22 protein-coding genes are annotated in these 25,515 nt (G+C 56.2%); 17 read left to right on the top strand and 5 right to left on the bottom strand.

Going from position 1 to position 25,515, the window contains the following annotated elements:
- Positions 1-17: 17 nt before the first annotated feature.
- The 12 genes from hpaR (at position 18) to DSM117340_RS04330 (ending at position 17,847) form a co-directional block, all read left to right on the top strand.
- Positions 18-488: a homoprotocatechuate degradation operon regulator HpaR gene (hpaR, locus tag DSM117340_RS04275; RefSeq protein WP_089888987.1), complete on the top strand. Its 471-nt coding sequence runs from the start codon at positions 18-20 to the stop codon at positions 486-488.
- A 175-nt stretch (positions 489-663) separates the two neighbouring features.
- Positions 664-1,290, top strand: a complete 627-nt coding sequence (locus DSM117340_RS04280) for an acyl-homoserine-lactone synthase (RefSeq protein WP_089888144.1) — start codon at positions 664-666, stop codon at positions 1,288-1,290.
- 45 nt (positions 1,291-1,335) lie between these two features.
- Positions 1,336-3,315 carry a CocE/NonD family hydrolase gene (locus DSM117340_RS04285; protein WP_089888146.1) on the top strand — a complete coding sequence of 660 codons (1,980 nt, stop codon included), beginning with the start codon at positions 1,336-1,338 and terminating at the stop codon, positions 3,313-3,315.
- Between the two features lie 119 nt (positions 3,316-3,434).
- The gene (locus DSM117340_RS04290; protein WP_089888148.1) at positions 3,435-5,018 is read left to right on the top strand and encodes an ABC transporter substrate-binding protein; all 1,584 of its coding nucleotides are present in this window, start codon (positions 3,435-3,437) and stop codon (positions 5,016-5,018) included.
- Positions 5,019-5,031: 13 nt separating this feature from the next.
- On the top strand, positions 5,032-5,988 hold the full coding sequence (locus tag DSM117340_RS04295; protein ID WP_089888149.1) for an ABC transporter permease: 957 nt from the start codon (positions 5,032-5,034) through the stop codon (positions 5,986-5,988).
- Complete coding sequence (locus tag DSM117340_RS04300) at positions 5,988-6,803, top strand: ABC transporter permease (RefSeq protein WP_089888990.1); 816 nt, start codon at positions 5,988-5,990, stop codon at positions 6,801-6,803. The genes DSM117340_RS04295 and DSM117340_RS04300 overlap by 1 nt, the downstream gene beginning before the upstream one ends.
- Positions 6,800-8,437, top strand: a complete 1,638-nt coding sequence (locus DSM117340_RS04305; RefSeq protein WP_089888151.1) for an ABC transporter ATP-binding protein — start codon at positions 6,800-6,802, stop codon at positions 8,435-8,437. The genes DSM117340_RS04300 and DSM117340_RS04305 overlap by 4 nt, the downstream gene beginning before the upstream one ends.
- 172 nt (positions 8,438-8,609) lie before the next feature.
- Complete coding sequence (locus DSM117340_RS04310; RefSeq protein WP_089888152.1) at positions 8,610-9,446, top strand: alkaline phosphatase family protein; 837 nt, start codon at positions 8,610-8,612, stop codon at positions 9,444-9,446.
- Between the two features lie 223 nt (positions 9,447-9,669).
- Positions 9,670-12,852, top strand: a complete 3,183-nt coding sequence (locus DSM117340_RS04315; protein WP_143037408.1) for an Ig-like domain-containing protein — start codon at positions 9,670-9,672, stop codon at positions 12,850-12,852.
- A gap of 149 nt (positions 12,853-13,001) precedes the next feature.
- Positions 13,002-14,234: a TolC family protein gene (locus DSM117340_RS04320; RefSeq protein ID WP_354689876.1), complete on the top strand. Its 1,233-nt coding sequence runs from the start codon at positions 13,002-13,004 to the stop codon at positions 14,232-14,234.
- 254 nt (positions 14,235-14,488) lie between these two features.
- Positions 14,489-16,660 carry an ATP-binding cassette domain-containing protein gene (locus tag DSM117340_RS04325; protein ID WP_245724379.1) on the top strand — a complete coding sequence of 724 codons (2,172 nt, stop codon included), beginning with the start codon at positions 14,489-14,491 and terminating at the stop codon, positions 16,658-16,660.
- The gene (locus tag DSM117340_RS04330) at positions 16,657-17,847 is read left to right on the top strand and encodes an HlyD family efflux transporter periplasmic adaptor subunit (RefSeq protein ID WP_089888157.1); all 1,191 of its coding nucleotides are present in this window, start codon (positions 16,657-16,659) and stop codon (positions 17,845-17,847) included. The genes DSM117340_RS04325 and DSM117340_RS04330 overlap by 4 nt, the downstream gene beginning before the upstream one ends.
- Here the strand turns inward: DSM117340_RS04330 and DSM117340_RS04335 are convergent.
- Positions 17,844-18,599: a lysophospholipid acyltransferase family protein gene (locus tag DSM117340_RS04335; RefSeq protein WP_354689877.1), complete on the bottom strand. Its 756-nt coding sequence runs from the start codon at positions 18,597-18,599 to the stop codon at positions 17,844-17,846. The two genes, DSM117340_RS04330 and DSM117340_RS04335, sit on opposite strands and share 4 nt — an antisense overlap.
- 296 nt (positions 18,600-18,895) lie before the next feature.
- On the opposite strand from DSM117340_RS04335, the gene DSM117340_RS04340 reads away from it, so the two are divergent.
- Positions 18,896-20,269 (top strand): MATE family efflux transporter, encoded by a 1,374-nt coding sequence (locus DSM117340_RS04340; RefSeq protein WP_089888160.1) that lies wholly within the window; start codon positions 18,896-18,898, stop codon positions 20,267-20,269.
- A 56-nt stretch (positions 20,270-20,325) separates the two neighbouring features.
- Complete coding sequence (locus DSM117340_RS04345) at positions 20,326-20,979, top strand: DUF3047 domain-containing protein (protein ID WP_089888162.1); 654 nt, start codon at positions 20,326-20,328, stop codon at positions 20,977-20,979.
- Positions 20,980-20,993: 14 nt separating this feature from the next.
- Here the strand turns inward: DSM117340_RS04345 and DSM117340_RS04350 are convergent, their stop codons facing one another.
- Together DSM117340_RS04350 and DSM117340_RS04355 are read right to left on the bottom strand one after the other, a co-directional pair.
- The gene (locus DSM117340_RS04350) at positions 20,994-21,395 is read right to left on the bottom strand and encodes a hypothetical protein (RefSeq protein ID WP_089888164.1); all 402 of its coding nucleotides are present in this window, start codon (positions 21,393-21,395) and stop codon (positions 20,994-20,996) included.
- A gap of 19 nt (positions 21,396-21,414) precedes the next feature.
- Entirely contained in the window at positions 21,415-22,617 is a 1,203-nt protein-coding gene (locus DSM117340_RS04355) for a pyridoxal phosphate-dependent aminotransferase (RefSeq protein WP_089888165.1), read from the bottom strand.
- A gap of 87 nt (positions 22,618-22,704) precedes the next feature.
- Between DSM117340_RS04355 and DSM117340_RS04360 the strand changes: the two genes are divergently transcribed.
- From DSM117340_RS04360 to DSM117340_RS04370, 3 genes are all read left to right on the top strand, one after another.
- Positions 22,705-23,094, top strand: a complete 390-nt coding sequence (locus DSM117340_RS04360; protein ID WP_089888167.1) for a helix-turn-helix transcriptional regulator — start codon at positions 22,705-22,707, stop codon at positions 23,092-23,094.
- Positions 23,095-23,096: 2 nt separating this feature from the next.
- Positions 23,097-23,360 (top strand): succinate dehydrogenase assembly factor 2, encoded by a 264-nt coding sequence (locus DSM117340_RS04365; RefSeq protein ID WP_089888169.1) that lies wholly within the window; start codon positions 23,097-23,099, stop codon positions 23,358-23,360.
- Positions 23,361-23,477: 117 nt separating this feature from the next.
- Positions 23,478-23,975, top strand: a complete 498-nt coding sequence (locus DSM117340_RS04370; RefSeq protein ID WP_245724356.1) for a winged helix DNA-binding protein — start codon at positions 23,478-23,480, stop codon at positions 23,973-23,975.
- On the opposite strand, the gene DSM117340_RS04375 is transcribed toward DSM117340_RS04370, so the two are convergent.
- Complete coding sequence (locus DSM117340_RS04375) at positions 23,972-24,781, bottom strand: DUF1194 domain-containing protein (protein ID WP_089888173.1); 810 nt, start codon at positions 24,779-24,781, stop codon at positions 23,972-23,974. The two genes, DSM117340_RS04370 and DSM117340_RS04375, sit on opposite strands and share 4 nt — an antisense overlap.
- Entirely contained in the window at positions 24,778-25,494 is a 717-nt protein-coding gene (locus DSM117340_RS04380; protein WP_089888174.1) for a DUF1194 domain-containing protein, read from the bottom strand. The genes DSM117340_RS04375 and DSM117340_RS04380 overlap by 4 nt, the downstream gene beginning before the upstream one ends.
- Positions 25,495-25,515: the final 21 nt, after the last annotated feature.

Raw genomic sequence — 25,515 nt, forward strand, 5'->3', positions numbered from 1 at the left:
TGCGCATAAAGGAGCGCATGAGCCAAAGTGATACAGATAAACCCTGCACCACCGCCCATCTTTTGCCAAGCACAGGGCGGTCCTTGCCGATTGCTATGTTGCGTGGACGAGAGGCTATTATGGCGCCTTACAGGCAGATGCTGTCCAAAATCGGCGTGACCGAACAGCAGTGGCGCGTGATGCGCGTGCTGGATGAGCGCGGTAGAATGGATCCGAAAGAGATTGCCGAGGCCGCTTGTTTGCTCAACCCGTCTCTGACTCGGATCATGCAGCTGCTGGAGAAGAAGGGGCTGATTGCTCGCAAAGGCAACCCTGAAGATCGCCGTCGTGTGCATGTGGAAATCACAGCAGCAGGGCGCGATATGTTGGTTGCGGCGCAGCCAGAGAGCCTTGAGATCGCCGAAAAGCTGCGCGCACGCGTGGGGCAAGACAAGCTGGATGAGCTTCTTGATTTGTTGAACAGCCTTGCGGAAAACGGTCTGGAGTAACTCCTGCTCTCTTTCTGAGCTGCTTTTCAGTTTAGCTCCACCTTTACAGCGTTAACCTTATTTTTGAGCGGGTTGGATCATTTTGGCTTGAAATACAACCTTAAGTTGTATTTCCTGAACAAACTGCCACGGGTAAAACAGATTTCGCGCGGCAGCCTGTCTGGGGGCTTTTCATATGTGGAACCGTATTGTTGTGACCGACCAAAACAGAGGCGTTTATGGCGCGCTTGTGCATGACCATTTGCGCAAACGACGCCTGTTGTTTCACGAAAAGCTCGGGTGGGACATTCCGCGCAGTGCGCATATCGAGCAGGACCAATATGACCGCGCCGAGACAGTTTATATTTTGGTCGAGCGGGGCGGGCTTGTGGAAGGCTATGCGAGGCTTTTGCCGACATTGGCGCGGGTGTCTTACGGCTCTGTCGAGTTTAGCTACATGATGCGCGATGCAACGCTTGGGTTGCTGCCAGGTATTCCGCCTTCGATACTTGGCGCACGGCCTGCGCCGCAAGCGGAGGGTGTATGGGAGATCAGCCGTGTTGAAGCTGCGGGCAGGGGGGCTTTGCAGGCGCTGTTCTTGACGATTGCAGAGTATATGGAGCAGGTGGAGGCGGTGGAACTTCTGGCGTTTACCCGCAAAAACTTTGGCGCGATTGTGCGGAGTATCGGTTTTGATGCAGCCGAGATCGGTGCGCATGTGGATTATGGTGGGCGGCCCTATTGTGCGATCAGTATGACATGGGGTGGCGCACCAGAGACAGCACCTGTGGCCGAAGACCTGCCGATGCGGATGGCAGGGTAGGCGAGAACGCTTGACACCTGCGAAGAGCAAGCCACACTCCGAAAAATGAGCGAACAAGGTTTACGAGAGATCATTGATATTCCTGATTTGGGAATAGTCATGTCTGATGGGGTGCGTCTTTCGGCGCGGGTGTGGATGCCTGTTGATGCGGGGGAGGACCCTGTGCCAGCAGTTTTGGAGCACTTGCCCTATCGTAAGCGCGACGGCACATGTGCGCGGGACGAGATCAGCCATCCTTGGATGGCGGCGCGCGGCTATGCCATGGTGCGGGTCGATATGCGCGGCAATGGTGACAGCTATGGCCATATGGAGGACGAATACACCCAGCAAGAGCTAGAGGATGCCTGTGAGGTGATCCACTGGCTTGCTGCTCAGGACTGGTGTAGCGGGACTGTGGGGATGCAAGGGATCAGCTGGGGCGGGTTCAACTGCCTTCAAACGGCTTATCTGCAGCCCGAGCCGCTCAAGGCGGTGATTTCGATCTGCTCCACTGTAGACCGCTTTGCTGATGACATCCATTACAAGGGCGGGTGCCTGCTCAATGAAAACCTTGCATGGTCTTCGACCATGTGGGCCTATTCCTCTCGCCCACCTGATCCCGCGTTGCGAGAGGATTGGCGCGAAATTTGGATGGAGCGGTTGAAGTGCGAGCCTTTCCTGATTGCCAACTGGCTTAAGCATCAAAGGCGCGACACTTTCTGGATGCATGGCTCTGTCTGTGAGGACTTTAGCCGCATTAAGGCCAAGGTTTTGGCCATCGGGGGCTGGGCCGACGGCTATAAGAACGCGGTCCCTGCTTTGATTGAAAACATCGAAGGCGCGAAAGGGATCAGTGGGCCTTGGGTGCATCTCTATCCACATATCGCTACGCCGGAGCCACGGATCGGCTTTCTTCAAGAGGCCAAGCGCTGGTGGGATAAGTGGCTGAAGGGGATCGAGACGGGGGTCGAGAGCGACCCTGCGTTTCGCGGCTATCTGATGGAGGGCTATCGACCCAGCCGTTTCAATGCGCCGCGAGAGGGCGTTTGGTTGGCTGATGCCACGAGTAGCGGGGAAATGTGTGAGTATCCTCTTGGCCCAGATGGGCGGCTCGGCTCCGAGGGCGAGACGCATGTTGAGATTGCTTCGCCGCAGCACTGTGGGCTTGGAGGCGGAGAGTATTACGCTATTGGCCGTGGGCCAGAGCTTTCGGACGATCAGCGGGTGGATGACCTATACTCCGCTGTTTGGACGGGGCCTGCGCTTGCGCGCTCTGTTGATATTATGGGGCGGCCGAAGCTGCGCCTCACTTTGGCAAGTGAAACGGCGCAAGGGCAGGTATGTGTGCGCCTTAACCATGTGCATCCAGACGGTGCGAGCACGAGGATCAGCTTTGGCGTTCTTAATCTGACGCATCGCGAGAGCTCGGCGGCCCCCGAGGAGATGCCGATTGGAAAGCCTGTCGAGCTTGAGATCGAGCTTGATCACATCGCCTATCGTGTGCCTGAGGGGCATCGCATTGCTGTGGCGGTGTCGACAGCCTATTGGCCCTTGATCTGGCCTTCGCCTGAAGCGGGGCGTGTGACTGTGAGTGGTGGGGCTTTGCGGCTGCCAGAGCGGGCTTTGGCAGTAGCGGACGAGTGGAGCTTTGAAGAGGCGACGGGTGCGGACGGTTGGCAAACAGAAGAGCTGCGCGCGCCACGCAACGAGAAGCGAGAGATTACGGACCACGAGACGGGGCTGATCACGCTGATTATCAACGACGACTTTGGCAAGCGCCGTGACAATGCGCATGGGCTTGTGAGCGGTGGGGTGTCACGGGAGACTTGGGTGATTCACCCTGATGACCCGCTTTCGGCGCGGGGGAGCACGCATTGGACGGAAGAAACCGAACGCGGCGACATAATATTGCGCACGGAAACCTACGCAGAGATGAAAAGTGACCGTGACACCTTTTATGTCAGTGGGCGTCTTGAAGCCTATGAGAACAACGTCCTGATCTATGCGCGCGATGTTGAGGAGGCCATCGCCCGCGATATGATGTGAGCGCCGCCACAAAACTGTCACGAGAAAATCCTTGCTGTCTTAGCAGCAATCGGCTTTCCTTGACTCAGCAATCAACAAAAGCCGCCTCGAAGCGGCGAGACTTTCAACGGGAGAAGAGAATGACCAACGAACTTGATTATCTTAAAAAACGTGTGGCCCAAGGCAAACTTTCGCGACGCGACTTTATGGGCAAGGCCAGCGCGCTGGGCGTAACGGCGGCAGCGGCAACCACAATGCTGGCAGACGCGGCTTATGCGGAAGGCCCCAAAAAAGGCGGCGTGTTCAAGCTCGGTTCTGTCGGTGGGGAAAGCACAAACTCGCTTGATCCTGCGACATATGCCAGCCAAGTGCCGTTTCACAACGGCCGCCAATTTGGTGAAACGCTTGTGGAAGTTGGTGCGGACGGCGGACTTGCGCCAAAGCTCGCTGAGAGCTTTGAGAGCTCAGCCGATGCGAAGACCTGGATGTTCAAGATCCGGAAGGATGTCGAGTTTCACAATGGCAAGACCATGACCCCAGAGGATGTGCTTCAAACGATGGAGCGCCACTCGAATGAAGAGTCAAAATCTGGTGCGCTTGGCATCATGAAGGGTATTTCAAGCGTCAGCATCGATGGAGATTCACTCAAGGTTGAGCTGAATGAAGCCAACGCGGATTTGCCCTATCTGATCGCGGATTATCACCTTGTGGTTCAGCCAAACGGCGGCATGGACAATCCAGGAGCAGGTATTGGCACAGGGCCATTCAAGCTTGAGGCGGATGAGCCTGGCGTACGTCACGTGTACTCTCGGAACGAAAACTACTGGGGTGATGCGGCGAACTACGATGGCGTTGAAATCATCGTTATCAATGATGCGACGGCGCGAACGGCTGCTCTTCAGTCTGGTCAGGTCCACGCGATCAACCGCGTCGAACCAAAAATTGCGGGTCTTCTTGGGCGCGCGCCAAACCTGACGGTGAATTCGACACCGGGCCGTGGGCACTATGTATTTATCATGCATGCCGACACAGCACCTTTTGACAACAACGAGCTGCGTATGGCGCTGAAGTATGCCATCAACCGCTCTGAGATCGTTGAGAAAATTTTGCAGGGCTATGGTTCTGTGGGCAATGACATGCCGATCAATGCGGCTTATCCGCTGTTTGACGCAAGCATCCCGCAGCGTGAATTTGATCTTGCCAAAGCAGCAGAGCATTACAAAAAGTCTGGCCACGATGGCAGCCCGATCATCCTGCGCGTTGCGGATGGGGCTTTCCCGGGGGCTGTCGATGCGGCGGCGCTCTTCCAGCAGACAGCGGCACAGGCGGGTATTCCGCTTGAGATCAAGCGTGAGCCGAATGACGGCTATTGGTCAGAAGTTTGGAACAAGCAGCCGTTCTGCGCGAGCTATTGGGGCGGTCGTCCTGTACAGGACCAGATGTACACAACGGCCTATCTGTCTACGGCAGACTGGAATGACACAAACTTCAAGAACGCCGAGTTTGACGATTTGCTTGTGAAGGCGCGTGCCGAGCTCGACACTGCCAAGCGCAAAGAGATGTACTCCAAAATGGGCATGATCGTGCGCAACGAGGGCGGCCTGATCTGCCCGATGTTCAACGACTTTGTCGATGCGGTTAGCAATGACGTTATGGGCTGGGAAACTGACCCGAACGCAGAGCTCATGAATGGATACATCACGCATAAAACATGGCTCGCGTAAGCGAGAGAGTTTCATGCATCCGATCATAAAACTGATTGCCCAGCGGTTTACGCTGGGCATACTTCTCCTTGTCGCCGCCTCTGTGCTGATTTTCGGGTTGACCGAAGCTTTGCCCGGAGATGCGGCGCAAGCCGTGTTGGGGCAGGCGGCCACGCCTGAAAGCCTTGCCAACCTGCGCGAGGAGATGGGCCTTAATCGCCCAGCTACCACGCGGTATTTCGAGTGGTTCGGCGGCATCCTTCAGGGCGATATGGGCGTCTCTATTATCAACCGTCTTGATATTGCCGAAAGTGTTGGCAAGCGGCTTGGCAATACGCTGTTCCTTGCGTTTTGGGCTGCGATTGTTTCTGTCCCTCTGGCAATATTTCTCGGGCTTTTGGCCGTGCGCTACCGCAACCGCTGGCCTGACAAGTTGATCTCGGGCGTGACGCTCACGACGATTTCCATTCCTGAATTTCTGATTGGCTATGTGCTGGTCTATTTCCTCGCGGTGAAGCTTGGCTTTGGCTCGGCGCTTGCGATGATCAATGATGATATGTCTCTGTGGCAAAAGCTTCAGTCGATTGTTTTGCCTGTGATGGTGCTGACGCTCGTTGTTTTGGCCCATATGATGCGGATGACGCGGGCTGCGATCCTGAATGTGATGCAATCGGCCTATATCGAAACCGCCGAGCTCAAGGGGCTCAGCGTATTCAACGTGATTGCAAAACACGCCTTTCCAAACGCGGTGAGCCCGATTGTAAACGTGGTGATGTTGAACTTGGCATACCTTGTGGTGGGCGTGGTCGTCATTGAAGTTGTCTTTGTCTATCCAGGCATGGGGCAGTTTCTTGTCGATGCGGTGACAAAGCGGGATGTGCCTGTCGTGCTTGCTTGCGGCGTGATCTTTGCGGCGATCTACATTGGCCTTAACATGCTGGCAGATATCATTTCGATCCTTGCGAACCCGAGATTGAGGCATCCTAAATGATTAAGAATATCCCTCTTTCGGCTCTCATTGGTTTGATTATCACAGGGGTCTATTTCTTTGTGGCAATCTTTGCGGGCTTTGTGGCGCCGTATGGTATGGCCGAGGTTGTCGGCGATGTTTGGGAGCCAGCGAGTGCCGCACATGTGTTGGGCACAGACAACATTGGCCGCGATCTCCTCACAAGGATGATCTATGGTGGGCAGACAACGATCTTTATTGCCACGGCGGGCACAATCCTGAGCTTTGTGACTGGGTCTACGCTTGGCTTTTTGGCCGCTGTTTTGGGTGGCTGGGCAGATCAGCTTCTGAGCCGTTTGGTTGACCTCTTGATGGCGATCCCCTCGCTTATTCTGGCCCTTGTGATCCTTGCGATGGTTCCAGTGACGGTCCCCGTGCTCATTTTGGTCATGGGATTGCTGGATGCGACACGCGTGTTCCGTTTGGCGCGCTCTGTGGCCGTCGATATCAATGTGATGGAATATGTCGAGGCCGCGAGTCTGCGCGGTGAGGGACGGCTTTGGGTGATCTTTCGGGAGATCCTACCAAATGCACTGAGCCCGCTTGTTGCCGAGCTGGGCCTGCGCTTTATCTTTATGGTCTTGTTTATTTCGACCCTGAGCTTCCTTGGCCTTGGCGTGCAGCCGCCGCTGGCGGACTGGGGCGGGATTGTGAAAGAAAACAAAGATGGGATTATCTATGGCATCGGGGCCGCGCTTTACCCTGCGATTGCGATTGCGACGCTGGCGATCAGTGTGAACCTTGTGGCGGATTGGGTTTTGAACCGAACCACCAGCCTGAAAGGGGGCCGCGGATGACTGAAGCTTTTGTCAGAGTACGTGACCTCAAGATCGGGGCGACAGTCTACCCGCCCGGTGAAAAGCCGCATGATATCGAGATTGTGCATGGTGTTTCTTTTGATCTTGAAAAAGGAAAAGTGCTGGGCCTGATTGGGGAATCCGGCGCCGGCAAGTCGACCATTGGCCTTGCCAGCATGGCGTATGGGCGCGGCGGTGTTGAGCTGACGGGTGGCGAAGTCTGGGTCAATGGGCGCGACATCTTGAAAACCTCCAAGGGCGATCTGCGCTCCTTGCGGGGAGGGGAAGTTACCTATGTGAGCCAGTCTGCGGCTGCGAGTTTCAACCCCGCAAAGCAGATATTGGAACAGGTTACGGAAGCCGCGATCCGTCATGGGAAATTCACCAAGGCAGAGGCTGAGGCGCGCGCGATTGTACTGTTTGAAAAGCTTGGATTGCCTGAACCTGAACGTATCGGAAGGCGCTATCCTCATCAAGTTTCGGGTGGGCAGTTGCAGCGGTGTATGACGGCGCTGGCGCTCTGTCCTGAACCTGATCTTGTGGTGTTTGATGAGCCGACCACTGCGCTTGATGTGACGACGCAGATTGATGTTCTTATGGCCATCAAAGAGGCCATTCGCGACACTGGGGTGGCGGCACTTTATATTACGCATGATCTGGCCGTTGTAGCGCAGGTCAGTGATGACATCATGGTGCTCAAGATGGGCGAGATGGTGGAATATGGCTCCGTCGACCAGATCATCAATGCGCCGCAAGAAGAGTACACCCGTGCGCTTGTCTCTGTTCGCTCGATTGAGCATGAAGAAAAGCAGCCCACAAGCGAGCCTGTCTTGATTTGTGAGAATATAACAGCGCGCTACAAGGGCACGAAGTTTGATGTTCTGAAAGATGTGAATGTCGAGGTGCACCCTGGTCAAACGCTTGCTGTTGTCGGAGAAAGTGGATCTGGCAAATCGACGCTGGCGCGCGTGATCACGGGGCTATTGCCACAGCGTGAGGGACGGGTGCATTTTGCGGGGCGTGACCTCAACCCTGTGATGCGGACGCGGTCCCGAGAAGATTTGCGCGAGTTGCAGATGATCTATCAGATGGCGGATACCGCGATGAACCCGCGCCAAACCGTGGGGACCATTATTGGCCGGCCGCTTGAGTTTTATTTCGGGTTGCGGGGTGCCGAGAAGCAGAAGCGTATTCAGGAGCTTTTGGACGAGATCGAGCTTGGTAAGGGCTTTCAGGACCGCTACCCCGCCGAACTCAGTGGGGGGCAAAAACAACGGGTCTGTATTGCGCGTGCACTCGCGGCGAAGCCTAAGCTCATTATCTGTGACGAGGTGACAAGCGCGCTTGATCCGCTCGTTGCGGATGGCATTTTAAAACTTCTACTGGATTTGCAGAAGATCGAGAATGTGGCCTATCTCTTTATCACGCATGATCTTGCAACGGTGCGGGCGATCGCGGACAGTATTGCTGTGATGTATCAGGGCGAAGTGGTGCGGTATGGCACAAAGACTGAGGTCTTGAGCCCGCCATTTGACGACTATACCGACCTGTTGCTGAGCTCTGTGCCCGAAATGAAGCTTGGCTGGCTGGAAGACGTGATTGCGAACCGCAAGATGGAAAGTGCGGGGAACTGAGAAAGGGTCTGGTTTTCGCGTGGCGAAAGCCCAACCGTGGCGAGAGAGGCTTTGCCCCTTTCCGTTTTCAAAGCTTGCTGGCTTTGGAAACCTCTCTCCCCTGAATGTTTAATGAGAGAAAAGCTAGGCTGAACAGTTTTGAGCGGCCGTCTGCGGCGAGGGAGACGTAACGATGAAGCGCAAATTACTTTTGATCATTCTGGACGGGGTGCCTTTGCGCAATTTTCGCAGGCTGTTTGGCAACTTGGAAGGCTGGGTGGACAGCGGGGAGGCACAGCGCTTTGTGCACCGAGCTGTGTTGCCGTCGATTTCGGCGAGCTGCTATGCGAGCCTGCACACGGGTGTGAACCCTCAGGTGCACGGCTGTACTGGCAACGGGAACGTCTTTCGTCTCAAAGAGGAAGATGTGTTTGCCGCTGTTCGCAAGGGCGGTGGCGTGACGGGGGCTGTGGCGCATTCGTTCTGGAGCGAGTTTTTCAACCGTCATCCTTTCGACTATGTGCGCGACATTGAATACGACGAGCCCGAGAGCGCGACGATCAACCATGGACGTTTTCATACAATGACGGGGTATGGGCTGGTCAATCAGATGACGCCTTCTGATGTGGACCTGTTTGGGACGCTGACAAACCTATGTGCGCGTTTTGGGCTGGATTATGGCATGCTGCACACCTGCACGCTCGACAGCATGGGGCACCGATTTTTCCATGACTGTCAGGAGATGGACCATGCTTGCGCGGTCATGGACGAGATGTTGGCGCCCTTTATTCCGAAGTGGCGCGATATGGGATACGAGATCATTGTGACGGCCGACCACGGGCAGGACGATCGCGGACATCATGGCGGCAAGGGCGACTTGCAGCAGCTCACGGCGCTATATTATTTTGGCGAGGGGCAGGGGCCGCATCAGGATGCGGAAATCGACCAGCTCCAGATTGCACCAACGATTTTGAGCCGTTTGGGGGCGGATATTCCTGCGAGCATGACGGGGCATGTTTTTTTGAAATAGCGGCCCAAGTGCGCTGTTTTGTTGGCTTGGAGGGCATAAACAGCGTTGAGCTTTGTTGCAGGCGTGCAACGGAAAACCCCCTAAATATCAGGTATGACGCAGTATTTTGGGGGTTCCCCCCAAATAGACACTATCCAAATGCGTTTTTTATGGGTAACCATTGTGGCAGAAAAGCGGCGCATTCAATGACGTCGCTCATGTTGAGGCAAATGGTGGTGTAGTGATGAAACCTATTAGTTTCGTTGCCCGTGGTGGCACGGGTTCTGTTGATCGTGGAAACGTATCAGCAGACCAAAATTTTACAGCAATTCAAGCAAGTGCGGGTGGGGAGTATTCCTTTAACCTACGGCAGAGCGACATTGTTCGCTATGGTCGTGCGGGCACAAATCTTGAGATTACGCTCGCTGATGGGCGCGTGATCCTGCTGGAAAACTTTTTTGACGGCTCGGGCACGCCAGTGGCCAAGCTCTACGTATCTGCGGATACATACATCAGTGAAGTGACGCTGGTGGATGGAGCCAATGGTGAGCTGTATGGGCAATACGGTGTTGCAGAGACTTGGGGCAAATACGGCGCTGGCGATGATTTGATCTTCGTGGATGGCACGGAGGTCGCTCATGCGGCGATGGGCCAAGAGGAAGAGGTCTCAATGCTTGGTGCAGTTGGGCTTCTTGGCGGTCTTGGCGGCGTTGGGACTGCGGCGGCTGTTGCGGGTGGTATCGGCGTTCTGGGTGGCGTTGCTGGCGGCGGCGGCGGTGGTGGCGGTACACCTGTTTATGTTGAACCAACCGTGAATGATGCGACCGTTGTGATAGGCGGTGACGATGTGACTGAAGCGGATCAGGTTGTTGAGGTGACGGGAACGGCGCAGCCTGGGTCGCAGGTTGTTGTGACAATCGGCGAAGAGGTTGTGACAGTTGTGTCGGACGCAAACGGCGACTGGTCTGCGACATTTGCAGGTGAGACTTTCCCAGCTGATGGCGGCTATGCTGCCGGCGTTGTTATCACCGAGCCTAACGGCACGGTCACTGGCCTTGAGGGGCCGAGCGTGACAGTGGACCTCACAGGGCCAGCCATTAACTTGGCGGATGGTGTTCAGTCTACGGGTGATTTGGTAACATCAGCTGACTACAGCGATGGTGTGGAGATTAGTGGCACGGGTGAGGCGGGTGCTGCTCTCACGGTTACCATTGGCTCAGTGACACATGAGACAGTTGTGGGTGAGGATGGCAGCTGGTCTGTGACCTTCTCGACAAGTGAAGTCGAGGGTGGAGAATATGAGACTGATGTGACCATCGTTTCCACAGACAGCTACGGCAACTCAACCACCACCGTTGAAACTCTGGTTGTGGATACGATCAGCAACGTCACATTTGGCGGTGCGAATGGTGGTGCTGACGGAGTTATCAACGGGGCCGAGCATGGCGGCGGTGTGACTTTGACGGGCACAACACAGCCTGGCTCAAGCGTTGTTGTGACGCTGGATGGCGTTCAACACAATGCTACAGTCGATGCGCAGGGCAACTGGACGGTTCGTTACAGTTCGAGTGAAGTGCGCACCGGTGACTACACAGGCAATGTCAGCGTGACGGCCACAGACGCTGTCGGCAACAGCTCAAGTACAACGGGCACTGTCGAGTTTGACACCTTGGTTGAAAACTACACGATCAATACGACCACTGGCGGTAGCGACAATGTTGTGAGTGCATCAGAAGCACTAAACGGCGTGAATTTTGGAGGAACGGTGGAGCCTGGTTCCACAGTTATGGTCAACTTTGCAGGGATCGATCGCGCTGCAAACGTGGCGGCCAATGGCAGCTGGACTGTGAGCTACTCAGCGGGCGAAATCCCGCAATCAAACGGCAGCACGTTTACTATGACCGCTGTGGCGACAGACGGCGCGGGCAACAGCTCGACGCTGACGCAGGGTGTGGTTGTTGACAATATGGCGGGGTCACTCACCCTTTCGAGTGCGCCAATCGAGACCGACAATATCATCAACGCAGCAGAAGCAGCTGATGGTGTGGTTGTGCGTGGCACGTCGGATGCGGGAAATCTGGTTCAGGTTCAGATGGGCACGGCCACTGTAAATGTTGTGACCGACGCAAGCGGCAACTGGACAGCCAACTTTGGCGCGAGCCAGATCGCTGGCGGACAGTATACGGCGCCAATTACGGCCACAACAACGGACGCGGCTGGCAACAGCCGAACCGTGACTGGCTCTGTTGAAGTCGACACCGAAGTGCGCAACCTTGGCGTCTCGGTGGATAATGTCACCACAGACAACGTGATCAACGGCGCTGAGCGCGACGATGGCGTGACGTTTAGCGGCACAACAGAAGCAGGCTCGACCTCGGTTGTTGTGACAATTGACGGTGTGTCGCGCAATGCGACAGTCAATTCTGCGGGCAGCTGGTCTGTGACTTTCCCCAAAAACGATCTGCCAGATGCGGAAGACACTTATCAGCTCCAAGTGGCTGTGACGGATCGCGCAGGAAACACGGCGACAGCGTCACGCGATGTTGAGTTTGACACCTTCGTCAACGCATTGTCAGGCGGGGCAGTTCAGGAAGGCAGCAACACTATTTTCAATGCCTCTGAAATCCGTGACGGGATTACTGTCTCTGGCCAAGTCGAAGCCGGTTCTACTGTGACGGTCGATTTTGGCGGCGCAACCTATAACGCCACGGTTGATGCCAACGGAAACTGGACGCTTGATCTGCCTGCTTCGGCCTTCTCGGCGGAGGAGTACAGTGCTGATCTGGTGGTCAATGCTCGTGATGCGGCAGGCAACGTGGACAGCCTCACGCAAACCATCGAGATTGATGCAGCGCTACCCGATACGCCTGAAATCTTTGCGGAAACGAGTGTCGATGACGGTTATGCAGCTGTTTGGGTGCAAGATAGCGTTGATACACAAGCGGTGTACGAAGTGGCGCAAGACAATAGTGTTACGCTGATTGCGGATGAAAACGGTGCAGCGCGTGTTGGTGGCAATAATGTCTTTGGCTTTGACGAGATTGTTCCTGATGGGTCGCACCTTGTTGTCTCCGCCACGGATGCTGCGGGCAACGTTTCAAGTACCTTTATGGCGCTGGATGATCCGGGCAACTCCAATATCGACATGAGCAGTGTCAACACAGGGCTTGCTGGCCTTGAGATCGAGGCGATTGATCTGACCTTTGCGGAAGATACAAATCTGACGCTCTCGCTGAATCAGATCGAGGCCTTTGCGGAGAATTCGACCACGTTGGCAATCCATGGCGGCGATGACGACACAGTCAACATAACAGGCGCGGTTAAGACCACGGCGACTGTGAGCGAAGGTGGACAGACATATGATGTCTATACCATCGGTGATGACCACACTGTGTTGATCGACGACGATATCACGGTTGTGATTTAAGATTTGAGCGTGGGGCGCGCGTGTTTGGCGCGCCCCCGTTCACCCAAAATTATAACGCCTAATAAAAAACGGGGCGATCTATGGGGCAGAACCTATTGGGCCTAAGGGCCACGAGTGCATTTTTAATGGTTACCTTGATGAGCGGTTGCATGTCGGGTTTGCCAGAGGTGAGCCGCTTTAAAGCGGTGGATCTTGATACGCAGGCTGTGCAGAAGCGGGAAAAGGAAGCGGCGGAGTCGCTTGTGATTTCTTCTCTTCAGGCACGACAAAGCGTTTTGCCGAGAGGCAGCGCATTTGAACGCGTTGCCACGCCTGTCTTGGCGGCCAATTCACGCGCGGCAGAGAGCGAACTGCGCTCGGCCCGTCTGCGTGCTGAGGCGCAATCAAAGAACTGGCTGCCCACATTGGGGCCAAGTATTTCCCTCACATCGTTGAGTGATGCAGTGGCCAGTATCGTGCTCGACACGGTGCTTTACTCGGGCGGGCGCAAGAAGGCCGAGCGCGAGTTTGCCAAGTCCGATGTGGAAGTGGCGGCTGTGAACTTGTCGATTGATACAAACGAGCGCGTTCATACGGCGTTGATGCTTTATCTGCGTGGGCAAGAAGCGCGCGAGACGGCAACTATGCTCGGCGGTGCGCTTGAGGATATGAAGCATTTTGAATGTATCATGACCGAGCGGGTCAAGGGCGGGGTATCAGATATGTCTGACCTTAGCGTGATCCGTCACAAGCTTGCAAAGATGCAGGCACAATTTAACGCTGAAACCGAGATTGCTCTGGCCTCTGTGGCCGAGCTCAACGCTATGTCTGTGAAAAAGCTGGGTGAGGTCGAGGGTATCACACAGCTTGAGGTGAGCCGTTATAGCGCGCAACCTTTGGAAGTCTTGTTGTCAGAAGCGGAGAAGGGCCGTTCGATCGCCAATGCGCAGATTGACCGTGCAGGCTATTTGCCCACAGTTTCGGCTTCTGTGTCTTCAAACGGGGGAGGTCTGACTGGAAGCGTTGCGCCAACCAACCCAATCGGGATCGGTATGGGCGCCAATCTTGAAGCGATCACAGCGACGGAAGAGGCCGCGGGCCGCCGTGTTGCGCAGTCACAGGAGGAAGCCAGCCGTCGCCTTGCCAAACAAGAGGCCGAAACAGCTGCACTCGACCGGCAGCTTGCTGAAGCGCGTGCTTTGACGGGCGGAGCGAAGGCCAATCTTGATTTGTTTCAGAGCCAGTATGACGCGGGCCAGAGACAGGTGATGGATGTGGTTGGGGTGTATGAAACTTATGCCGCGCAGGCGGAGAGCGAGATTGCCGTCAAATACGATCTTGTGCGCGCGCGGCTTGATATGGCCAAGGACCTTGGTCTCTTAGCGGATGGGGACGACATTTGACCCAGAAGAAGCCGCTTTCGCTGACAATCAAGGCTGGCGGGAAGGCCAAGCTAAAATCTGTCGCCAATCAGACGGCGCCTGCTGCTATGTCAAAGGCGGTGCCTGAGCGGGAGCCTGCCATAGAGCAGAAGGCTAAGCCTCGGATCGAGCGGCGGGTGGTGGATGACGAGGGGCACGCGGTGCGTGTTGCCACCGAACGGGCCGCTGAGCGCGGCAAGACGCCTGTTATCGGCCAGATTAAACCCATGCAAGTGATGGCGCGGCCAGCGAATGCAGTGCCTTCTGTTGCGCCTGTGGCAGCGGCCCCGAAAGGCGAGCGGCTCAAGGCGCGGGCAGAACTTGCGGCGACCTACGCTGGAATTTTGGGTGTGCCTTGTGTCGCGCGTGATTTGCTTGAAGGTATGGAGCACCGCGCAAGCGAAGCGGATGCTGCGCAGCCGAGTATTTTGGCTGAAGCCTTGCAAACGCAGGGGCTGAACACCTCTGTCGAAACCGTTAATCACGCGATCAATGCGGACTGGCCTGCGCTTGCTGTGATGACGAGCGGCCAGTTTTTACTTGTCATGGGCGAGGAAGACTCAGCGCTCGTGATCTATGACAAGACCTGCCCTGACAATCGCGCGCTTGTGCCTTTGGGAGAGTTTGAACCCTATTTCACAGGGCTTGTTGTCAAGGCTGAGGCCGAGCTTAAGCAGATCAGCCGCGCGCATACCCCCGAAACGCGTGTGCCACATTGGTTCTGGGGGCAGTTCGGCCGTTTTCGCCGCGCTTTTGGCGAGGTGGTGCTGGGATCGCTCGTCGTCAACCTGCTGGCTGTGGCTGTGGCGCTTTTTAGTCTCCAGGTCTATGACCGCGTGATCCCGCATCAGAGCGAGGCGACCCTTTGGGTGCTGGCTGCTGGGGCGGGTCTTGCCATTATTATGGAAGCTCTCCTCAAGATTTCACGTGCGCGCCTGATGGACGGGGCGGGGCGGCAGATTGAACTTGGGGTGCAGAAGCTGTTGATGGATCGCATCCTTGGCATGCGCAGCGAACGGGCGGGGCAAGAGCCAAGCCAGCTTTTCAGCTCGATGCGCGAGTTTGGCTCTGTACGAGAGTTTTTTACCGCCTCTACTGCTGGGGCGCTGGCGGATATCCCGTTTATTTTTGTTTTTCTCCTGCTGGTGGCCTCCATCGCAGGAAACGTCGTCTGGGTGCTCGTCCTTGGCGGTGTTCTGATGGTTCTTCCTGGTTTTTTCCTCCAGAAAAAGATGATCCGGCTGACCAAAGAGACGCAAGGGGCGAGCGCCAAGGCAAGCCGGATGTTGCATGAGACGATATTCGAGCTTGATACTGTCAAAACACAGCGGTCAGAAGACCGTATCCGCCGCCTTTGGGAAGAGCTGACAGCCTTGTCCGCGCTCAAGTCAAGCGAGCAACGAAAGCTTGCTTCAGCGCTGACGTTCTGGTCTCAGGGTGTCCAGCAAGCGACTTATGTTTGTGCTGTGATTATGGGGACTTACCTTGTTTTTGCGGGTGATTTTACCGTTGGTTCTATTATTGCTGTAGGGTTGTTAACGGGCCGTACGCTTGGGCCTTTGACCCAACTTTCAGGAACGATGGCCCGTTGGGGCAATGTTAAGGCTGCGCTCGATGGACTCGATGCTATTGCTGATGCGCCACAAGATCGCGCTGAGGGGCGCAGTTATTTGCGCCGTGAGAGCCTCGCGGGGACGTATGATATGCATGAGATGCGCTTTCAGTATGATGAAGGCGGCAAGCCGCAGCTCGATGTGGCTGCCCTGCAGCTGAAGGCTGGTGAGGCTGTGGCTGTGCTTGGCTCCAATGGTTCGGGAAAATCGACGCTCCTGAAGGTATTGGCGGGGTTATATGCCCCGACGCAGGGCCGTGTTTTGCTTGATGGTATGGAAATGGGTCAGATCGATCCCCGCGACTTGCGGCGTATGGTTGGGTATCTCGGCCAAGAGGTGAAGCTTTTTGCAGGGACGCTCAGGGACAATCTCAATCTCAACATGTTGGAGAGGGATGATGCCCGCTTGCTTGAGGCGCTCGATTTTGCGGGGCTTGGGCCGTTTGTGAAGAACCATACCAAGGGGCTTGATCTGGATATTCGTGATGGAGGTTCGGGGCTGTCTATTGGTCAGCGCCAGTCGATCGGCTGGGCGCGGCTCTGGCTGCAGAACCCCAAGATTTGCTTGCTGGACGAGCCAACGGCGGCACTGGATCAGACGCTTGAAAAGGTTCTTGTGGACCGCTTGCAGACTTGGCTCAAGGGGCGCACGGCAGTGATTGCGACGCATCGTGTTCCAATTTTGCAGCTGACCACGCGCACATTGATTTTGCAAAACGGTCGTATGGCTGTGGATGGGCCGCGCGATCAGGTTTTGGCGCATCTCAATAAGGGTGCAGGAGGCGGGGCAGCATGAATGCAGCGACATCAACCAATCTTGCAGGGCAACTCAGCGTTAAGATGCGTGGGCCGAGCCTGACCATCTGGCTCTGTGCTGCGACTGTATTTATCTTTATTTTGTGGGCTGCTTTTGCATGGGTTGACGAGATCGTGCGCGCCGACGGGGAAATGATTTCATCCTCTCGACCGCAGATCATCCAGAACCTTGAGGGCGGTATTTTGGCCGAGCTTCTCGTGAAGGAAGGGCAGGTTGTGGCTGAGGGCGATGTGCTTGCACGCCTCAGAGGCACGCAGTTCCAATCTTCGGTTGATGATTTGCAAGACCAGATCATTGCGCTTGATATTCGCCGTCTGCGGCTGGAGGCCGAGCTGGAGGGGCGCCATGAGTTTGGTGTGCCTGAAGCTTTGCAGGTGCGCAGCCCAGAGATTGTTGCCTCTGAGCGTGCCCTCTTGGTGGCGCGCCAGACCGAGTATGCGACAGCGCGTGAGGGCGCGCGCCAAGTCCTTGCGCAGGCGGAGCAGGAAAAGCAGCTGATGGAAGATCTTCTCAAGAAGAAGATTGTGGCGTTGATCGAAGTGACGCGGGCGCGCAAGGCTTATGCCGACGCCAAGATCCGCCATGACGAGATTGTCACCAAGACAGGGCTTGAGCGGGCTGAAGAATACTCTGACACACTCAAGGAAATCGCGACGCTGAAACAGGGTTTGAAGTCGGGACAGGACCAGCTCAGCCGCACCACTCTGCGCGCGCCGTTGCGCGGGATCGTTAACGGGCTGGCAGTGACGACAATTGGCGGGGTGGTGCGCCCTGGTGAAGAGATATTGCAGATCATCCCACTGGATGAAGAGCTTTTTGTCGAGGCGCGGGTGCAGCCCAAAAATATCGCCAATATCCGCCGTGGGCAGGAGGCGACTGTAAAGCTATCAGCTTATGATTACACGATTTATGGCTCGCTCAAAGGCGAGGTGGATGTGATTTCGGCTGATACGTTCAAGGACGAAAATGCGCGCGATCCTGATGCTTCGGCGCATTATAAAGTGACTGTGAAAGTCGATATGAGCCAGCTCAACGCGCGCCAGAGCCGCATCGAAATCCGCCCCGGAATGCAGGCCAATGTGGAGCTGCACACGGGGGCGAAGACGGTTCTGACTTATTTGCTCAAGCCGCTCTACAAATCACGCGAAGCCTTTCGCGAGCCTTAAGCGCCGCTCTCAAAGACGTCTGACATTGCGGCGTGAAGGCGTGCGAGATCGGCTTCGACCGAGACCGAGGAATCGCAGTAAAACGGTGGCAAAACCTTGAGTGTTATCAAGCCGCTATGGGGCAGAAACTTGCCGCGTGGCAGGAGGGTGTCGGAGCCAATAATTACGATCGGGCGGATGCTGCGGCCTGTGGCGCGGGCGACGACGATGGCGCCTGCTTTGAAGGGGCCGAGGGATGCAGATGTGACGCGTGTGCCCTCTGGAAAGAGCACAACAGAGCGGCGCGCTGGCATGGTTTCAACCGCGGATGCCAGAGTTTCCATGGCGACCTTGCCGCTCTGGCGGTCGATCTCAACAAGCCCTGCGCCTTTGAAACCTGTGCTGAGCAACGCCGCGTCGCAGAGCTCCTTTTTGGCCGCAAAGGTGAACCATTTGCTATCAGGAATGGCGTCCATAAGTGTGAAGCCGTCAAGGTGGCTTCGGTGGTTGATGACAATCAGGCTGTCTGTGTCATGGGCCAGTGTTTCTTGATCTTTTGGCGAGATTTCCACACGGATGCTGAGCAGCGTTAGCAGGCATGAGCAGGCGCGTTTGACGGTGCGCCAATACCAGCCGCGAAAGCCTTTTCGGCGCGCGCAGAGGAGCGGCACAAAGCCGATGTAGAGGAAATAGACAGGGCCTAAAACCACGAGCAATATGCGTTTCGCAAGCCTTAAGGGGAGAGGCTCTAGCGGGTTTGGAGTGTGTGACATATGGGGGTGGGCCTCTGGGTTGCGCAGCGTCACCCTCTAAAGCGCAAAGGCGGTATAGACACAATCTTAAACATCACGGGCAGACCAAGCTTAAGGCGCGGTGAAGGCAGCGTTTTGATGTCTTAACGGGCCTGTACCACGCTGATTCTAGGGGGGTGAAAAGCGTACACACCCCGTGCACAAAGCGTGCACTGCTCGAAACGGGTGTTTGTTAACGCAAAATTAGGTAACGCAGCGCGCGCTGTGTTGATGTGACAAGTCTTGCCCCGCCTTCCTGTGCCGCGTAGGTCTTGTTTATGACCCAGACAACGCGTGACCACATCAAAGCTTATCTCGTGCTTGGGCTGCCGCTTGTTGGCAGTCATGTGGCGCAGATGATGATCACGCTGATCGATACTCTGATGCTGGGCTGGTATGATGTCGACGCTTTGGCAGCTCAGGTCTTGGCGGGGACGATGTTCTTTGTCTTTTTCATCTTTGGATCGGGCTTTGCCTGGGCGGTGATGCCAAAGGTTGCCACAGCAGAAGGCGCGGGCGATGAGCGTCAGGCGCGGCGGGTCACGCGGATGGGGCTTTGGGCCTCGATCATGTTTGGTGTCGCTGTGATGCCGTTCTTTTTGTTTGCTGAGCCTGTGTTGCTGGCCTTGGGCCAAGCGCCCGAGCTTGCGGCGATGGGAGCGGATTATCTGGCGATTGCAGGCTGGGGAATATTTCCGGCGCTTATGGTGATGACGCTTAAGAGCTTTCTCGCGGCGTTGGAAAAGACGCAGGCTGTGCTCTGGATCACGGTGGCGGCGGTTTTTGCCAATGCGCTGGTGAATTACATGCTGATTTTTGGAAATTGGGGCGCGCCTGAACTTGGCATTGTTGGTGCGGCTTGGGCTTCGCTTGTGGTGCAGGGGCTGTCGTTGGTGCTGATCATGGCTTATGCGCAATGGGCAACGCCTGAGCACCAGCTTTTTGTGCGCTTTTGGCGCGCCGATTGGGAAGCGTTTGGTGAGGTCTTCAAGCTTGGTTGGCCGATCGGGATTACCGCTCTGGCCGAGGTCGGACTGTTTGCGGCGAGTTCTGTGATGATGGGCTGGATCGGGACACTGCAGCTTGCGGCACACGGGATTGCGATGCAGGTGATTTCTCTCGCGTTTATGGTGCATCTGGGACTGAGCAATGCGGCCACCGTGCGCGCGGGGCGGGCCTATGGGCGCGGGGAGATCAGAGCGCTGCGGCACGGAGCTTATACTGTCTTTGGGATGTCGATGATTGTTGCGAGCCTTGCTGTTGTTGTTTTCCTTGTGATGCCTGAGCTGCTTTTGAGCGCTTTTTTGGACCCGAGCGACCCTGATGCGCCGGCGGTGATGGCGATTGGCGTCGGGCTTATGGCGGCGGCCGCGCTGTTTCAGCTTGTGGATGCGGCGCAGGTCATGGCGCTTGGGGTGTTGCGTGGGGTTCAGGATACGCGCGTGCCCATGGTGATTGCAGGGATCGCATATTGGGTTATTGGTGTCCCTGTCTCCTATCTCTTGGGGGTTAGCTTCGGGCTGGGCGGTGTCGGGATATGGCTTGGGCTGGCGGTCGGGCTGGCCGTTGCGGCTGTGCTTTTGATCTGGCGGTTTTTACGCTGGCGGCCAAAGCTGGATCACTCAACTGTGAGGCCAGCGGAGCAAGCTTGATTTGCTTTCGTGCGTCTGCGGCATAGGCTCGTTTGTGAAGCCAATAGGAGCCTGAAATGCGCCAGACCTTAAAATGTTGCCTTATTTTTTCTTTTGTTCTGGCCTTGCCGGTGACGGCCTCTGCTGAGGCGGTGAGCTTTGATGCAGGGTGGAAGCACCAGAAGTTCTCGCTGTTTTCCAAGAATGACTATGGCTATGGCGGGCGCAGTCTGAGCATCGGCTCTGAAGGGTCTGTTTCGCTGATCTATAAGCCCTTGCCAGAGGCGCAATGGGGAAGCACTTCTGCCGCGTGGTCATGGGCCGTTGAGCGCTCTGTGCCTGCGACAGACCTACGCAACAAGGGCGGGGACGACCGCAATATCGCGCTATATGCGGTGTTCATGCCGCGGGCTGAAGCGACGCGGCTGAAGGGGGCGTCAGTGGCCAAGCTTCTGAGCAATGATCAGGTACGCGTTTTGGTCTATGTTTGGGGTGGATCACACAAGCGCGGCGCATCTTTGGCCAGCCCCTATCTGGGGGCGCGCGGGAAGACAGTTGTTTTGCGTGGGGCAGGGACGGGGGCGCATAATGAGAACGTCGACTTTGCCGCCGACTACAAGCGGGCCTTTGGCGGTGCGCCTGAAGCCCTTGTCGGCTTTGCTGTGTCGGCGGACAGCGACGACACAGACAGCACGATTGTCGCAAAAATGAGCGGGCTAACCGTGAAGTGAGCGAGCGCGTTGCGTTAGTCTTGCAGGAGGCGCTCGGACTTTTTGCGCACAAGGGTTGTGCGTAAGTCGTGCATTGCGAGAAGAAGCGCGTCTGTGACGGCTTCGAGCTGCTCATCAGTTGCTTTGGACTGCGCCCATTGGGTCGTGGTGTTGAGATAGTCCACCGCGCGGTGAATATCATCGATGTCGCGGTAGGCGAGAAGGCGATTGCGCTCTTCCATCCACTGTTTGATGGCGGCCAAGTCTTCTGGGGTGAGTTCGCGCCCGCCGTGGGGCTTGATTTCACCATTGCGAATGTTGACCACAGCGATCTGGTCCATTTCGATACGGCGCTGACGGTTTTCGGTATCGACCCGAAAGACGAAAGCGCCGTTGTCACGAACACGGAAGTAATATGGTGGCAGTTCGGCGACCATGTATTTTCCCCAGATTTCTTTAGGTCAGTGACGCACAGAATGCCTGAATACGGGTGCAGGCGTCAACCAATGCTTCGTCTGATGTGGCATAGCTGATGCGGAATGCGGGGCTGAGGCCGAAGGCTGCGCCGAAGACCACGGCGACACCAGTTTCGGAGAGAAGCGCTGTTGCGAAGGCTTCGTCCGTATCAATCAGGGTTCCTTGGGCAGATGTCTTGCCGATGAGCCCTGCAATCGACGGGTAAACGTAAAATGCGCCTTCGGGCTTGGGGCAGGTGATGCCTTCGCAGGCGTTCAGCATATCGACCACAAGATTGCGACGGCGGGTGAAGACTGCGTTGTTCTCGGCAATGAAGTCATGGCTGCCGTTGAGCGCTTCAAGGGCGGCCCATTGCGCGATTGAGTTCGGATTTGAAGTGGATTGGGACTGGATTTTGCGCATGGCGCCGATCAGCTCGACGGGGCCTGCGGCGTAGCCGATGCGCCAGCCGGTCATGGCATAGGCTTTTGAAACGCCGTTGCAGGTGAGCGTGCGATCATAAAGCTTGGGTTCGACTTGTGCAGGGGTGCAGAATTTGAAGCCGTCAAAAGCGAGGAACTCATACATATCGTCGGACATGATCCAGACATGGGGGTGACGCAGGAGCACATCCGTAAGGGCCTTTAGCTCGTCCCATGTATAGCCCGCGCCTGTGGGGTTTGAGGGGGAGTTGAAGATAAACCACTTGGTCTTGGGGGTGATCGCGGCCTCAAGCTCTTCGGGCATGAGCTTATATGCGTTTTCGGCTTTGGCGGGGGCAATCACGGGTGTGCCGCCTGCCAGCAGGACCATATCTGGGTAGCTGACCCAATAGGGCGCGGGGATCAGGACTTCGTCACCTTCGTTCAGGGTTGCCATGAGCGCATTGTAAAGGATTTGCTTGCCACCTGTGCCGATCGAGACCTGAGCAGGCGTGTACGAGAGGCCGTTGTCACGCGCGAGCTTGTCGCAGACTGCCTGCTTCAGCTCGGGGATGCCGTCAGGGGCGGTGTATTTGGTCTTGCCTGCATTGATCGCGGCGATGGCGGCGGCTTTGATATGATCTGGAGTGTCAAAGTCAGGCTCGCCTGCAGAGAGGCTGATCACGTCTTGCCCAGCGGCCTTCAGTTCGCCCGCTTTTGTGCTGATTGCGATGGTGGGTGACGGTTTGACGCGGGAAAGGGTCTTGGACAGGAAGGACATGGGCATAAACCTAGTTTGCATTGGGTTGCAGAAGTCTTAGGTTGCAGAGTGAAGCGGATCAAGGAAGATCGGCGGATTAGGAGAGATATGTCTGACGAGATGACAAAAGACTGGTTTGACCCCGAAACATCTACCTTTGGGGACCGCGTTGCGGGCGCCCGTGAGGCGGCGGGGATGACCCAGAAACAGCTGGCCAAGCGCCTTGGTGTGAAACTCGTGACACTCCAGAACTGGGAAAACGACATGGCAGAGCCACGTGCCAACCGTTTGAGCATGTTGGCAGGCATGGTGAATGTCTCGATGATGTGGCTTCTTGACGGAACTGGCGAGGGCGTCGAGCCTGTCATGAGCGAGACACGCGAAGACAAAGATATGAACGAGATACTGGCTGAGATTGTTGATCTTAAAAGCCGTGCTTTGCGAACAGCGAACCGTCTTGGGGCGCTGGAAAAGAAACTTCGTAGCTGGGTGGACTGAATATGACAGAAGAATCGCACGAACACCGCCTGAAACGCCTCAAAATGCGGTCCATGCGGCGCGGCATTAAGGAGATGGATCTGATTTTGATGCGCTTTTCGGAGGCACGGCTTGCCGAAATGAACCCTGAGGCGCTCGATTTGTACGAAAATCTTCTCGAAGAGAATGATCAGGATTTGTATCAGTGGGTAAGCGGGCAAACGCCAGCCCCGCAAGGCCTTGCGGGTCTTATCGAAGAGATTGCCGAGCATGTTTCTGCGCGCTGATAGGGCGCGCGGAAACGCCATCTAGATTGCATTTTATCAAATACCCGATGGGTTTAACTTATTTTTCGGCTTTTTAGCTCAGGTTCTCCGTTGAGCAGTTTCGACGGAGACAAAAGAATGAGCTTTCAAATGCAAATGGGAAACGGGCCTGAAGCCAGTTTCATGTCAGGATACCTGGAGGCGCTCGCACTTGTAGAGCGTTTGCACAGGCTCCTGCTGGACGTAATCAAGGACGAGTTCGAGCGGGTTGGAGTGTTGGAGATCAACGCTGTGCAGGCACTCTTGCTTTTCAATATTGGTGACAACGAGGTGACGGCAGGGGAATTGAAGACCCGTGGTTACTATCAGGGCTCCAATGTCAGCTATAATCTCAAGAAGCTTGTTGAAATGGGCTATATGCACCATCAGCGATGCGAGATTGACCGCCGCTCTGTGCGTGTCAAGCTGACGCCCGAGGGACGCAGAATTCATAAAGTGGTGGCCGAGTTGTTCCAGCGCCATGCCGATGGCTTGGTCAACAAGCAGGTGCTCAGCCATCAGGGGCTGGAAGACATTACGAGCGCCCTTAAGCGTATGGAGCGCTATTGGGCAGACCAGATCCGCTACATTTATTAAGGCTGAGCAGAGCCGGGGATAAGAGGTAGAGCGATACGGGCAGGGCGCGCAGAAGACGGCGCGCCCTTTTCCTTGGGAGAAGTCGGGACCTGGTTTTTCGAGAAGAAGCCAGGCGAGAGCTCGCGCATAAGCTTGCGTGTCATGGCCTCTTCATAGTCTGAAAAGCCAAGGGCGGCTTCTGCAAAAGCGCCTGATCCTGAGATCACATTGGCTTTAAAGTAACTGATGAGCTCACCGATTTCGAAATATCGGATGTCGCCGGAGGCGGGGTTGTCGGCGCCGATCACCAGCGCATTGACGGTCGTGTTTTGAGCGAGGGCCAATGGCTTGATGTTTTGCGGGAGCGGGCCTGTGTTGGCTTTGCCATCGCCTGAGATGTCGAGCGTTGTGGCTTGGCAGTCAGTCTGCTGGGCGAGGGCGGCAAGGCCGAAGGCCATCGCAGTTCCGAGCGCTGTTGAAGGCGGTGCGGGTCTGCGGAGTTTGTCTGTCAGCTCACCTGTGAAATTCAGCAGATCATTCTGCGTGCTGATTTCGCGCCAAGGCGCAAGGATGCGCTGATGAGAGGGGCCAGACCACTCATAGGCCATGAGGCGAACGGGCGCTTGGGGCAGAGCAAAGAACATGTCTTGCACCTCTGGGCGCATAAGGGCCGCGGCGAGGGCTTGCTGTTGAAGGGCATATTCTGTCGCGTCCACTGAGCCTGAAACATCAAGTGCCAAGGCCAGAGCGAGACGACATTGCGCAGCGGCGGAAACGGGCAAAAAGCTCCCCGCAAGGAGACAGGCGGCGGGGAAAAGGCGCATCATCCGCCGCGTCGGCTGAGGGGCGTTGCTGTGCCGATCAGTCCGGGGGCGACTTCGCGCTCGAGCTTGCGGGCCATGGCGCGCTCAAAGTCGCGAAAACCTTGGGCGACTTGCAAGAAAGCGCCTGCGCCGTGGAGCACTTCTTTTTGGTAGTAGGGGACGAGGTCGGTTTCGCCTTCGTGGTCGGCGCCGTTGATCACGAGCCCGTTGACTGTGACGCCATCAAAATTGAAAGCGTTGTAGGCATCGCTTGGTTGGAAGCCTTCGTTTGTGACGCCATCGCCTGAAATATCGATTGTTTTGGCGTCACAGGCGGGTGCGCGCTCAAGGAGGCCTGCGGCGTGACCTAAGGCATAGCCCATGGCTGTCGGAAATTCGTCATAGCTGCGCTCAAAGCGAGCGACTTTTTCAGCGACATAAAGAAGGTGTGCGCGGGAGCGGATCATCACCCAGTCTTGCACCATGACCTGATTGTAGCGGCCTGACCATTCAAAGACCGCGAGGGCGACAGGGCGGGGCGAGGCGAGAAAGGCGCGCACAACATCAGGCGATATAAGTGCGGAGGCAAGGCCACCGCTTTGCAGCGCATATTCGCCTTGATCGACGGACGAGGAGACATCAATTGCAAGAACTAAAGCAAGGCGGCAGCCCTCGGTTTGGGCCTCGGCGATAAGGGGCGCGAGGCTCAGGGCGAGGGCTGCCAGAGATTTGATCATGCGATGTGGCCCCTTACCATT

Origin of the sequence: Lentibacter algarum (genome assembly GCF_040580765.1) — a bacterium.
GTDB lineage: Bacteria > Pseudomonadota > Alphaproteobacteria > Rhodobacterales > Rhodobacteraceae > Lentibacter > Lentibacter algarum.